12 protein-coding genes are annotated in these 12,879 nt (G+C 62.9%); 6 read left to right on the top strand and 6 right to left on the bottom strand.

Annotated elements, in window-relative coordinates:
• Positions 1–21 precede the first annotated feature (21 nt).
• Positions 22–2,190: a TonB-dependent siderophore receptor gene (locus GH665_RS01875; protein ID WP_153134435.1), complete on the bottom strand. Its 2,169-nt coding sequence runs from the start codon at positions 2,188–2,190 to the stop codon at positions 22–24.
• Between the two features lie 328 nt (positions 2,191–2,518).
• Between GH665_RS01875 and GH665_RS01870 the strand changes: the two genes are divergently transcribed.
• Positions 2,519–3,754, top strand: coding sequence for a PepSY-associated TM helix domain-containing protein (locus GH665_RS01870; protein ID WP_153134434.1), 1,236 nt, complete (start codon positions 2,519–2,521; stop codon positions 3,752–3,754).
• Positions 3,755–3,761: 7 nt separating this feature from the next.
• Here GH665_RS01870 and purU read toward each other — a convergent pair whose 3' ends face one another.
• The 5 genes from purU to GH665_RS01845 form a co-directional block, all read right to left on the bottom strand.
• Positions 3,762–4,631, bottom strand: a complete 870-nt coding sequence (gene purU, locus GH665_RS01865; RefSeq protein WP_153134433.1) for a formyltetrahydrofolate deformylase — start codon at positions 4,629–4,631, stop codon at positions 3,762–3,764.
• Between the two features lie 119 nt (positions 4,632–4,750).
• Positions 4,751–5,614, bottom strand: a complete 864-nt coding sequence (locus GH665_RS01860) for an NUDIX hydrolase (protein WP_153134432.1) — start codon at positions 5,612–5,614, stop codon at positions 4,751–4,753.
• A 99-nt stretch (positions 5,615–5,713) separates the two neighbouring features.
• Complete coding sequence (locus GH665_RS01855; RefSeq protein WP_120297566.1) at positions 5,714–6,328, bottom strand: LysE family translocator; 615 nt, start codon at positions 6,326–6,328, stop codon at positions 5,714–5,716.
• 45 nt (positions 6,329–6,373) lie between these two features.
• Positions 6,374–6,940, bottom strand: a complete 567-nt coding sequence (locus GH665_RS01850; RefSeq protein ID WP_153134431.1) for an adenine phosphoribosyltransferase — start codon at positions 6,938–6,940, stop codon at positions 6,374–6,376.
• 118 nt (positions 6,941–7,058) lie between these two features.
• Positions 7,059–9,062, bottom strand: coding sequence for a monovalent cation:proton antiporter family protein (locus tag GH665_RS01845; RefSeq protein ID WP_153138170.1), 2,004 nt, complete (start codon positions 9,060–9,062; stop codon positions 7,059–7,061).
• A gap of 161 nt (positions 9,063–9,223) precedes the next feature.
• Here GH665_RS01845 and kdsD point away from each other — a divergent pair, with 161 nt between their 5' ends.
• From kdsD to lptB, 5 genes are read left to right on the top strand one after another with little or no spacing between them, the layout of a single operon-like run.
• The gene (gene kdsD, locus GH665_RS01840) at positions 9,224–10,207 is read left to right on the top strand and encodes an arabinose 5-phosphate isomerase KdsD (protein ID WP_153134430.1); all 984 of its coding nucleotides are present in this window, start codon (positions 9,224–9,226) and stop codon (positions 10,205–10,207) included.
• Positions 10,207–10,767 carry a KdsC family phosphatase gene (locus tag GH665_RS01835; RefSeq protein WP_030099919.1) on the top strand — a complete coding sequence of 187 codons (561 nt, stop codon included), beginning with the start codon at positions 10,207–10,209 and terminating at the stop codon, positions 10,765–10,767. Before kdsD ends, GH665_RS01835 begins: the two co-directional genes overlap by 1 nt.
• Complete coding sequence (lptC, locus tag GH665_RS01830) at positions 10,764–11,372, top strand: LPS export ABC transporter periplasmic protein LptC (protein WP_153134429.1); 609 nt, start codon at positions 10,764–10,766, stop codon at positions 11,370–11,372. The genes GH665_RS01835 and lptC overlap by 4 nt, the downstream gene beginning before the upstream one ends.
• Positions 11,373–11,392: 20 nt before the next feature.
• Entirely contained in the window at positions 11,393–12,064 is a 672-nt protein-coding gene (lptA, locus tag GH665_RS01825; RefSeq protein WP_028199092.1) for a lipopolysaccharide transport periplasmic protein LptA, read from the top strand.
• A complete protein-coding gene (gene lptB / locus GH665_RS01820) occupies positions 12,061–12,846 on the top strand; it encodes an LPS export ABC transporter ATP-binding protein (RefSeq protein WP_028199091.1) in 786 nt (261 codons plus the stop codon). The genes lptA and lptB overlap by 4 nt, the downstream gene beginning before the upstream one ends.
• The last annotated feature ends 33 nt before the right edge of the window (positions 12,847–12,879 follow it).

Genomic DNA, 12,879 nt, shown 5'->3' with positions numbered 1-12,879 from the left:
TGCTGGCCGCTTTTTTTACGCTCAGAAGTCGATGCGCGCGTTCAATGAAAGCGTGCGCGGATCGCCCGGCGTCACGTAGTCCGCATACTGATATTGCCAGTAGCGGCGATTGAGCAGATTGTCGATCGCCGCGCGAAACGTCACGTCGTAGCCACCGATACGCGTGGCATAGCTCGCACCGAGATTGACCAGCAGGTAGCCCGGCGCATTGAGACTGGCGCTTGGGCGCACGTTGGTGTTGCCGGTGAATTTTGCATCGGCGCCGATGCGTAAGCCCGGCACATACGGCACCGAGTAAGCCGCATGACCCGCCACGACGAACTGCGGCGCGCCGGCCACGCGATTGCCGTTATTTGCCGCGCCTTTTTCGTACTTCGTGTTGATCCACATGAGATCGCCGCCGACATTCCAGCTCGAGCCCAGACGCACGTCGCCACCGAACTCCACGCCCTGAAAGATCGATTGACCGTCCTGCGTGAAGACGTTCGCACTGTTTGCGTATTCCGAGCCGCGTTCGATCCGGAACAGCGCGGCCGTCGCGCTCCAGCGCGCGTGCTCGCTCTTGATCCCGACTTCGTACTGCTTGCTGCGCAACGGCTTGAGCTGCACCCCACGGTTCGCGTACGTATCGCCCACGATGCTGCCCGCTTCCAGCGATTCGACGTAGCTGGTGTACAGCGTGGTGGTCGGCGCGAGTTTGAACATCAGCGCGACGGTCGGCGTCACGACTCCGTTCTGGCTGTAGCTCGACGTGGTTGCGCCGGTAGTCGAATAACCGTGTTGTTCGTAGTTCGTATAACGCACGCCGCCGAGCACCGACCAGCGCTGTGTCAGTTGGATCGTATCGCTCGCGAACAGGGCCTTTTGCGTGATGTCGCTGTTGCGATACGTGTAGTAATTCGGTGCGCTGTCGAAGGTATTGGTGTTCGGCTGATAAAGGTTGCCCGTGCCGAGCTGGCCGAAGAAACTGTTCGCGCCGTAGTCGTTGGTTTGCCGCTGATAAGCCGCGCCGAATACGAGCTGATGCTGGAACGGCCCGGTCTTGACGCTGCCCTCCGCCGACACCTGCCACAAGCTCATCTGATGCCCTTCCTTGCCGGCGAAACGGCTATCCGTGTAATCGCCCGCGCTGTTCAGCAGGTAGTACGTGCTCTCGTTGCGGTCACGCGAGCTTTTGCTGTAGCTATAGGTCGCGTTAAGCGTCCAGTCCGGGCTCAGGTTGTACTGCACGCCGGCGGTGTAGAGCTGAACATTCGTGTTCAGATGCTGGTCGGGACCGGAGAGGTCGCCCGTGCCGCCGCTCAACGTGCGCGGCAAGCTCGTGCCCGGATATTGCGCCGTCGAGATCGCGCCGGTAATGCCGCTCGAATGACGCTCCTGATACAGCGCGCCGAAGCTCGCCTTGAGGTCACGGGTGATACGGGCATCGAGTGCCAGCGACACGGAGTCGCGCCGCACATTACCTTCGTTGTACGTCTTGCCTTCTTCGTGCGTCGCGTTCAGGCGGTAGCCGAACATGCCGTTCGGGCCGACGCGGCCACCAAGATCGACATGTTCGCTCCACACGCCGGCGCTCTGATAGCCGATGTCGATGCTGCGTATCGGTGTGGTCGAAACCGGCGGTTTCTTCGTCACGTAGTTGACCACGCCACCCGGTGCGCCGAAGCCGTACATGAAACCAGTCAGCCCCTTCAGCAGTTCCACTTTTTCGAGTTGCTCGTACGGCATCGTGATGCCATAGCTGTTAAAGGGCAGACCGTCGATCTTGAAGCCCGACTGCCAGTCGAGTTGCATACCGCGCACCGTCACATAGGTGGCCCATGCGTTGTAAGCGTTGCCGTTGTCGGTTACGGAGGCGTCGGTGGCGAAGACATCGCCGAGTTTGGACGGCTGGCGGTCCTGCAATTCTTCGCTGGTGACCACGGTGGTGGAGAACGGCGTGTCGAGTTGCGAGCGCGCGCCGAGCGCCCCACTGCTCACGTCTTCTTTCAGGTGCTGCGCCGTGTCTTGCGTCGCTGTGACCTTGACAGTCGGCAGCGCTTTTTCGCTTACGTCCGGCGTCCCCTGGGTGACGGACGCCTGTTGCGCCCACGCCCCATGACTCGCCGCAAATGCCAGACACGCCGCCACGTGCAATGGCCGCACCATCAACCGTTTCTTCGACTGCTTTACCCCGCTCTTTACGCTCATCGCTGATTCCGATTTTTCTAAGAAAACCATTCAAATGAGAATCATTCCCATTCAATAATGGCCGCGATGATGCCGAAAAATTATGCTAATTGTAAGCTTTAAGCTGCGACATTTTGTCGCACATGCGATGCTAATTCGGGCTGAAAGCCATACCAGAAAGTGGTTCACACGGTGTGAGCGAGCGCGCTGCCTTGGCATCGCTGCGACGTACTTACGAGAAACTTGCAGTCGGCGGCACGATTCCATAAGATGAGAACAATTCCCATTTGCACTACGCCTTTGCTGTGATATTTCTTCAGACTCCCCGCCGCTTTTCGCCGACTCAGCTATGAGGCGGCAACTCGTCCGCCTGCACCGCTGGTTCGGTATCGCCATTGCGCTGTTTCTGTTCATTGCCGGCCTGACTGGCGCGATCATCGCGTGGGATCACGAACTCGATGCGGCGCTGAACCCGTCCTTCTTCAAGGCGCGCACCGCCGGCCCGGCGCTGTCTGGTCTCGAGTTGGCACGTCGCGTCGAAGCGGCTGATCCGCGTCTGCAGGTGACCTATCTGCCGCTCATCGCTGAACCTGGTCACACGTTGCAAATGATGGTGCTGCCGCGCACCAACCCTGCCACGCAGCAGCCCTACCCGCTCGACTTCAATCAGATCGCCGTCGACCCCGCCACCGGCGCCATACAAGGTCGCCGTGAATGGGGCGCCGTTTCGCTCGCGCCGCTCAATCTGATTCCGTTCATCTACAAGCTGCACTACACGCTGCACTTGCCGTTCACCGGCGGTATCGATACCGGCACGTGGCTGATGGGCATTGTCGGGATCGTGTGGCTGTTCGATAGCGTGATTGCGCTATGGCTGTCGTTTCCGAGCTTCAAGGCATGGCGCAAGTCGTTCGCGTTTCGCTTCGGGCGCGGCAGCTATGCGCTCACCTTCGATCTGCACCGCTCAGGCGGCGTGTGGATCTGGGGCCTGCTGGTGATCGTCGCGTTGACGTCCGTGTCGATGAATCTGTCGGCACCGGTCGTTCGGCCCGTCGTGTCGATGTTCTCGACGCTCACGCCTGATCCGATCAACAACCCCGAGATCCTGCGCAAACCTCAGCCCGGCGATCAGGTCCTGAGCCGGGAGCGCATCGTTCAACTGGCCGAGCAAGCCGGCAAAGCACAGAACCTGACGGTGCCGCCGGGCGGCGTCTACTACGCGGAACTCCTGCACGCGTACGGCGTCGGCTTCTACGCGCCGGGCAACGATCACGGCGATCTCGGCCTCGGCAATCCGTGGATGTATTGGGACGCGGCCACTGGCAAACCGCTAGGCGCGCAGATTCCCGGCAAGGGCACCGCCGGCGACATCTTCATGCAGGTGCAATTCCCGCTGCACTCAGGACGCATCCTCGGTCTCGGCGGGCGGATTGTGATTAGCGCGATGGGGATTGCAGTCGCCGTGCTGAGCGCAACGGGACTGCTGATCTGGCTGAAGAAACTGAATGCGCGCCGCCGTTCGGCACAAAACGCACGGCTCGCACAGGGCGCGCGGAACGCGGGCGGGACCGCGATGCGGTCCTGATCCGCTGTTAACGAAACACCACCGTCTTACTGCCGTTCAACACGACGCGGTGCTCGACGTGCCACTTCACCGCACGCGCGAGCGTCACGCATTCGACGTCACGGCCGATCGCCGTCAGTTGCTCCGGCGTCATGCTGTGATCGACCCGCTCCACTTCCTGCTCGATGATCGGACCTTCGTCGAGATCCGTCGTCACGTAGTGCGCGGTTGCACCGATCAGCTTCACGCCGCGGTCGAACGCCTGGTAATACGGCTTCGCACCCTTGAAGCTCGGCAGGAATGAATGGTGAATGTTGATCGCGCGGCCGGCGAGGGATTCGCACAGTTGCGGCGACAGAATCTGCATGTAGCGCGCGAGCACCACCAGATCGGCCTGATGCTCGTTGATCACTTCGAGCACGCGCGCTTCCTGCGCAACCTTCGCGTCCGGCGTGCCGCCCAGCAGCGGGAAGTGATGGAACGGAATATCGTAACTGGCCGCGAGCTGATAAAACTCCTTGTGGTTCGAGATAATTGCCGGAATCTCGATACCTAATTGACCGGTGCGATAGCGGAACAACAGATCGTTCAGACAATGACCGATCTTCGACACCATAATGACGACGCGCGGCTTCACCGACGCATCGTGCATCTCCCAACGCATGCCGAACTGCTCAGCCAGCGTCGAGAACGACGTACGCAACGCGTCCAGACCCGGATCGCCGCCCACCTGCTGGAAATGCACGCGCATGAAGAACTCGCCGGTACGGCCGTCGCCGAACTGCGCGGAGTCGAGAATATTGCTGCCACGCTCGAACAGAAAGCCCGAAACCGCGTGGACGATGCCGGGCCGGTCGGCGCACGACAGTTTGAGGATAAAGCTGTGATCGGTCGACATGACCTGGGTGACTCCCTTCTTCAGTGCGTGATGTATTCGGTGTGCTCTGCTCGATGCAAGGTGCTGCCTGGGCGCGACGCAGTCTGGTCGTCACATCGGCGCCCGACCCGCGCTGATCGCTATACAAGCACCGGCGGCGCGAACAAGGTCTCGATGCCCTGACAGGCGTCCTCGTCGATCCAGCGGCGGCGCAGCAAGCAGTCCAACGTGGCGAGACTCGCATCTACAGTCATCGCGCCTTCCTCGATCCAGGCCGCCACTTCGTCGATGCGCGCGAGCCTATGTTCGCCCACTTCCCCGTCCTGGTTGCGCGGCGCGAAATCGGCCGGCAGCGCGAGGTCGTAGATAAAAATCTGCTCGGCCTGCGTGCCTTCCGGCAACGATTGCAGCACGTGCGCGGTGCGGCCGGCCGTGGCGCGCGCGGCAATCTCCTCGGGAATGCCGGCTTCTTCCCAGCACTCCTTGACGATTGTCGCCTCGACGCCAAAGCCCCAGCCGATCCCGCCTGCCACGACATTGTCGAGCATGCCCGGGTCGGTTGCCTTGGTGTCGCTGCGGCGCGCGATCCACAATTGCGGGGCGGCCGTCCGCGAGGCGCCATCTGCGTATTCTACGACGCCGTTCAGATGCACCGCGTAGGTCATCACGCCAAAGAAGCGCGACGCCGCGCGTTCGATGTACGCGAGCGGCGGCGCATCGAATGCATTACGGATCGCGTAGGTCTCGTTGCGCCAGCCGGGAATACGACCCTCGGCGGCAAGCGCGCCTATCACGGAACCGAGCGCCGCGCTGCGCAGATCGACGGTGTTGAACACCGATGCGAGCACCACGCGCCTACCGTCGATTTCAAACACATCGGGCCAGCGCGCGAGCAAGGGCACATCGGTCGAGCGGATCCAGCCAACCTGTTCGGCATCGATCCAGAACGGCAAATGCGCGCGGGCGTCGAAGCGGCGCGCGGCGGTGATGCAAGGCAAAGTCATTCAAAACTCCAAACTGTTCTTCTGGCGCGCCCGGTTGCCGGCGTTCGCCCGGCCGCTTATTCAGTCATTCATTCAGCCACTTCAGCGGCCTCACTCGCATCAATCACGCAAGGCGACACGAATCCCAATCGCGATGAAGGTCGCACCCGCGAGCCGATCGAGCCACACGCCCACGCGTGGCCGACGCTTCAGCCAGCCGCCGATCATCCCCGCGCACACGCCGAACAGCGAAAACACCACCACGGTCTGCAACATGAACAGCACGCCGAGTTCAAGCATCTGCACCGTGACGCTTTGCGTGCCGTGCGGTTGCACGAACTGCGGCAGGAACACGACGAAGAACAACGTCACCTTCGGGTTCAGCAGATTGCCGAGCACGCTCTGACGGAATACCGCCATCAACGGTTGCGGCGCGCGTTCATGCGCGGTGGCGAGACCCTGGCTGCGCAGCGCCTTGATGCCGATCCAGACCAGGTACGCGGCGCCGGCCAGCTTGATCACTTCAAACGCAACCGGCGACGAACGCAGCAGCGCGGCCACGCCAAGCGCGGCGAGGGTGGTGTGGAATGTGATGCCGGCCGCAAAGCCGAGCGCGGCGACGAGGCCGGCCGCACGCCCCTGCGAGATACCGCGCGCGAGCACTTGCAGATTGTCGGGGCCGGGCGCCATCGTAATAGCGATCGAAGTCGCGAGGAACAACAGGAAGTTGGGCATCTTTCTTACCTTCTTTATGTGCAGGAAGAAGTTCGCATGCGGCGATCAGTGGCCGCTGAATTCAGTCACGGTATAAAGCGGCAGGCCCCCGCTGCGCAGCAGAGCCGAGCCGCCGAGTTCAGGCAGATCGATAATCGCCGCGCCCTCTACCACCACCGCGCCCAGCCGCTCGAGCAGGATCTTGCCGGCCATCATGGTGCCGCCGGTGGCGATCAGATCGTCGACGATCACGACACGGTCGCCCGGCTTGCAGGCGTCCTCGTGAATCTCGACGGTCGCGGTGCCGTATTCGAGCTCATACGACTGCGCGACCCGCTTGTACGGCAGCTTGCCTTGCTTGCGGATCGGAATGAAGCCGAGGTTCAGCTCGTAAGCCAGAATCGGCCCGATGATGAAGCCACGCGCATCCAGCCCGGCGACGTAGTCGAGCTTCGCGTCGATATAGCGTTGAACGAACAGATCGATCAGCACGCGTAGCGACTTCGGCTCCTGCAGGAGCGGCGTGATGTCGCGAAACTGCACGCCCGGCTGCGGCCAGTCGGACACCGTGCGGATGTGGCTTTTGATGTAGTCGGCCGCATCGAGCGGCGCGCTCGCGAACGCGTTGGACATGATGTCTCCGGATGGACCTCGACAGGTCCGATGAAATGCCAATTCAGGTGCGGCCGGCGCAGGCATGGCTGCCCACGCAACGCCAACCGGCGAGATCATGCCACGCCGACCTTACGCGCTAGGCTGCGGCCGCACCCGCCCGGCGATGCTTCGAAAGCCGCTCTTCGGCTTCGGCCAGCCGTTCGGGCAGACCGCGCAGCACCACAATGTCGCTCGCGCGCAGCTTGGTGGACGGGTCCGGCTCGACGCCGCGAATGCCGTGCCGCCGGATTGCCGTCACCTCGACGCCCAGATCGAACAGGCCCAGTTCCGCCAGCGTGCGGCCCACGGCGTCCGAGTTTTCGTCGACCGGCACCGATTGTAGCCGCACCTGTTCGTGGCCGTCGTCGTCTTCGACGTCGTCCGCGCCATGGAAATAGCCGCGCAACAGCGCATAGCGCTCGTCACGCATTTCCTCGACCCGCCGCACCACGCGCCGCATCGGCACACCCATTAGCACCAGCGTATGCGAAGCCAGCATCAGGCTGCCCTCGACGATTTCGGGAATCACCTCGGTCGCGCCGGCGGCCAGCAGCTTTTCCAGATCGGCGTCGTCGACGGTACGAACGATCACCGGCAGCGTGGGTTCCAGCTCGTGGATATTGTGTAGCACACGCAGAGCCGACGGCGTGTTCGCGTAGGTAATCGCGATCGCCGCAGCGCGATGGATACCGGCCGCAAGCAGCGATTCGCGCCGCCCCGCATCGCCGAACACCACCGATTCACCCGCCGCCGCCGCGGCCTGCACGCGATCGGGGTCCAGGTCCAACGCGACGTACGACAACCCCTCGTGCTCCAGCATGCGCGCCAGATTCTGCCCGGCCCGGCCGTAACCGCAGATGATCACGTGACCGCTTTGCTTCAGGCTCTGCGTCGCGATACGCGTCATCTGCAGGGACTGCATCATCCATTCAGTCGACGACAGCCGCAGCACGATTCGATCCGCGTTCTGGATCAGGAACGGCGCGGCCAGCATCGAGAGCAGCATCGCGGCGAGAATCGCCTGCAACAGGGTCGCGTCGACGAGATGCTTGTCGAGAATCAGGTTTAGCAGCACGAAACCGAACTCGCCGGCCTGCGCGAGGCCAATACCGGTGCGCATCGCGACGCCCGGCGACGCACCGAACAGGCGCGAAAGCCCGGTCACCATCACCGCCTTCAGCAGAATCGGGCCGAGCAGAAAGCCGAGCACGATGAACGGATGGTCCCAGATCACGCGCGGATTCAGCAGCATGCCGGTCGTGATGAAAAAGAGGCCGAGCAGCACGTCGCGAAACGGTTTGATGTCCTCTTCCACCTGATGCCGGTACGGTGTTTCGGCGATCAACATCCCGGCGATGAACGCGCCGAGCGCGAGCGACAAGCCGAATTTGTCCGTGATGAATGCCGCGCCGAGCGTGACCAGCAGCAGATTGAGAATGAACAGTTCCTGCGAACGGCGCCGCGCCACCACGTTGAACCAGCGCGTCATGAAGCGCTGCCCCACGATCAGCAGCAAGGCCAACGCCACGACGATCTTGATGGCCGCCACCCCGAGCGCGCTGGCGAGATCTTTCGAATCGCCGCCCAGCGCCGCAATGACGATCAACAGCGGCACCACCGCCAGATCCTGGAACAGCAGCACACCGAAGATATTGCGGCCATGCTCCGTTTCGATCTCGAGCCGCTCGGCCAGCATCTTGCTCACGATCGCCGTCGACGACATCGCCAGCGCGCCTCCCAGCGCCACGCTCGCCTGCCATGTGATATGCACCCAGCGCTCCAGCACAAAACCGAGCGTGACCGCCACGGCAATCGTGCCGATCACCTGCAACAGGCCGAGGCCGAACACGAGCCGGCGCATGGAGCGCAGCTTGGACAGCGAAAACTCCAGCCCGATGGAAAACATCAGAAACACGACGCCGAATTCGGCCAGGTTCTGCGCGCCCACCGAATCCGGAACCAGACCGAACGCATGCGGCCCGACGACGATGCCGACCGTCAGATAGCCGAGCATCGGCGGAAGATTCAGAAAGCGAAAGATCACCACGCCCGCCACCGATGCAAGCAGCAGGAACAGCGTCATTTCGAGCGGGGAAATCATCGGCAAAAACGCATCGGTAAAGCGTCCTCGTTCGTCAGCGGAACCGCGCACGCCAAACGCCGTGCGACAAGGTTGTGGGGCCGTTAAAAACAGCAATAAAGGCAATGGCTTGGCACAGCAGGCCCGGCGCGGCGAACAAGCGCCTTTGCTATACTCCGCGAATGATAGCGAAAATCAATGGCGACCGGGCACTCGCGCTCGCTCGCGACGTGCTCGACATCGAAGCGGACGCCGTGCGCGCGCTTTGCGATCAACTCGACGAGGGTTTCGTCGGGGCGGTCGACTTCATCCTGGGTTGCCGTGGGCGCGTTGTCGTTTCCGGCATCGGCAAATCCGGCCACGTGGCTCGCAAGCTCGCGGCCACGCTCGCCAGCACCGGCACACCGGCGTTCTTCGTTCACCCGGCGGAAGCGAGCCACGGCGACCTCGGCATGGTGACCGCAGACGACGTGTTCCTCGCGCTGTCCAATTCCGGTGAAACTGAAGAACTCGTGGCGATCCTGCCGCTCATCAAGCGGCTCGGCGCGAAGCTGATTGCAATGACGGGCCGCCCGTCATCGAGTCTCGCACAACTGGCCGACGTGCATCTGAATTCTGGCGTGTCAAAAGAAGCCTGTCCGATGAATCTTGCGCCGACTGCCAGCACCACCGCCGCGCTCGCGCTCGGCGATGCGCTCGCGGTCGCCGTGCTGGACGCGCGCGGCTTTGGCCGCGACGACTTCGCGCGCTCGCATCCGGGCGGCGCGCTCGGCCGGCGCCTGCTCACTTATGTGCGCGACGTGATGCGCACCGGCGACCAGGTGCCGAAAGTAACGCCCGACGCCACCGTACGCGACGCGCTGTTCCAGTTGACCGCCAAGCGCATGGGCATGACGGCGATCGTCGATCGCGACGATCGCGTGACCGGCATCTTCACCGACGGCGACCTGCGCCGCGTGCTCGAACGCGACGGCGATTTCCGCGAACTGTCGATTGCCTCGGTGATGACCGCCGGCCCGCGCACCATCGGTCCGGATCAACTTGCCGTGGAAGCCGTGGAACTGATGGAGCGCCACCGTATCAATCAGATGCTGGTCGTCGACGAAGCAGGCAAGCTGATCGGCGCACTCAACATGCACGACCTGTTCTCGAAGAAGGTGATCTGATGCCCGTCGCCCCCCTTACCGCCACCGAACGCGCGAGCCGCGTCAAGCTGATGATTTTCGACGTCGACGGCGTGCTGACCGACGGCGGCCTGCTGTTTACGGCGGAAGGCGACACGATGAAGGCGTTCAACTCCATGGACGGCCACGGCATGAAACTGCTGCGCGAGGCCGGCATCGAAACGGCGATCATCACCGGGCGCAAGTCGGGCATCGTCGCGGCGCGGGTAAAGGAAATGAATATCACCCACGTCTATCAGGGTGTGCAAGACAAACCCCAGGCGTTCGCCGACCTGCTCAAGCAAACCGGCATGACGGCGGAACAATGCGGCTATATGGGCGACGACTGGGTCGACCTCGGCGTGATGCTGAAGGTCGGGTTCGCGGCGGCGCCGGCCAATTCGCATCCTGAAGTGATTGCCCGCGCCCATTGGGTCAGCGAGGCACGCGGCGGCCATGGGGCGGCGCGTGAAGTCTGCGACACCCTGCTGCGTGCGCAGCACAAATATGAAGCGTTGCTCGCGGCGGCCTGCAGCGGCGAACAGCGGGGCCTCGTCGGATGAATCAGTTTCGCTGGACCTCGCTGATTCCGCTCGTCGCGATGGCGGCGCTCGCCGGCATTACGTGGTGGCTGCTGCAAGCCACGCTGCCGCGGCCGAACGAAAGCCTGGTGCGCCCCAAGGAGCACACGCCCGACTACTTCGCGGACAATTTCTCAGTGTCCGAACTCGACCAGTCGGGCTCGACGCAGTACCGGCTGACCGCCCAGTCCCTGATCCATTACGAGGATGACGAGCTGAGCGATCTGGTCAAGCCGGCCATGCGCGCGTTCCAGCCCGGCAAGCCGATCGTCACCGCGACCGGCGACACCGGCACGGTGAACGCCGACGCCTCGATCGTCAATCTGTACAACAACGCGCGCATCGTGCGGGCCGCCGGCAACGGCGATCCGCAGATGCAAGCAGATTCGCAGCATTTTAGGGTGCTGGTCAACGACGATGTGATCGAGACCGAAAAGCCGGTTAAACTTCAGCGCGGCATGTCGGTGATGACTGCCAGCGGCATGAATTACAACAACGTCACCCGGGTGATGCAGCTGTTCGGCAATGTGAAGGGCGCGATTGCCGCGTCTGAAGGCTCCGCCAGCTCGCCCAAGCAACCCGGGTAATCCATTCCAGGCGTGACTGCATGAACGAATCGTTCCCCCGTTTTGACACCGGCCGCGCGCGTACCCTGTCCGCGTGCCGCGCCGGACTCGCTGCGCTGCTCGTCGCGTTGCCGCTCGCCGGTTTCGCGCCGCTTGCGCACGCCGACCGCGCCGACAAGGACAAGCCGCTGAACGTCGAAGCGGACAACATGACTTACGACGACCTCAAACAGGTCAACATCTTCACCGGCCACGTGGTCGCCACCAAAGGCACGATCGTGATCAAGGCCGACCGGGTCGAAGTGACGCAAGACCCGCAGGGCTACCAGTACGCCACCGGCACGTCGAGCGGCGGCAATCTGTCGTATTTCCGCCAGAAACGCGAAGGCCTCGACGAATACATCGAAGGCACCGCGGTTCGTATCGACTACGACGGCAAGCAGGATCTGACCACGCTCACCACCAACGCCACCGTGAAACGCCTGCAAGGTCTTTCGACGGTGATGGATCAGGTGCACGGCAGCGTCATCACTTATGACGGCCAGAACGACTTCTACACCGCGAAGGCGGGTAAAGACGTAGCGGGCCCGGGCAATCCGACCGGCCGCGTGCGCGCGATGCTGTCGCCGCGCAATGGCGGCCCCGCGCCGCTGAACGGCGCGTCTGCCACACTCGCGCCGTCCACCACGATCCAGGGAGCACCGAACCAGTGAGCTCCTCCGCCTCCCTCCCTAATCGCAAACCGGCCGGCACCAGCAGTTCGCTGGTGGTCCGCAACCTGAAGAAGCGTTACGGCTCGCGCACCGTCGTCAAGGACGTCTCGCTCGACGTGAAAAGCGGTGAAGTAGTCGGCCTGCTCGGCCCCAATGGCGCCGGCAAGACCACCTCGTTCTATATGATCGTCGGCCTCGTGCCGCTCGATGCGGGTGAGATCGATCTGGACGGCAAATCGATCAGCCTGCTGCCGATTCACAAGCGCGCGTCGCTGGGCCTGTCGTATCTGCCGCAGGAAGCGTCGGTGTTCCGCAAGCTCACCGTCGAGGAAAACATTCGCGCGGTGCTGGAATTGCAGTACGAAGACAACGGCAAGCGGCTCAGCAAGGACACCATCACGAACCGCACCGAGGCCTTGCTCGACGAACTGCAGATCGCTCACCTGCGTGAGAATCCGGCGCTGTCGCTGTCCGGCGGCGAGCGCCGGCGGGTTGAAATCGCCCGCGCGCTGGCCACCAATCCGAGCTTCATTCTGCTCGACGAACCGTTCGCGGGCGTCGATCCGATCGCGGTGCTGGAAATCCAGAAGATCGTTAAATTTCTGAAGCAGCGTAATATCGGCGTGCTGATCACCGACCACAACGTGCGCGAGACCCTCGGCATCTGTGACCATGCCTACATCATCAGCGACGGCAGTGTGCTGGCCGCCGGCGCGCCGAGCGAAATCATCGAAAACGAAAGCGTGCGGCGCGTCTATCTGGGCGAACACTTCCGCATGTAAGTGCCCAAGGGATTACCGGGGGCGCGAGCGCGC

It is taken from the genome of Paraburkholderia agricolaris, assembly GCF_009455635.1.
GTDB classification, from domain to species: Bacteria; Pseudomonadota; Gammaproteobacteria; order Burkholderiales; family Burkholderiaceae; genus Paraburkholderia; species Paraburkholderia agricolaris.
The sequence above is the reverse complement of the archived record's forward strand: the minus strand, read 5'-3'. Positions and strand labels throughout refer to the sequence as shown.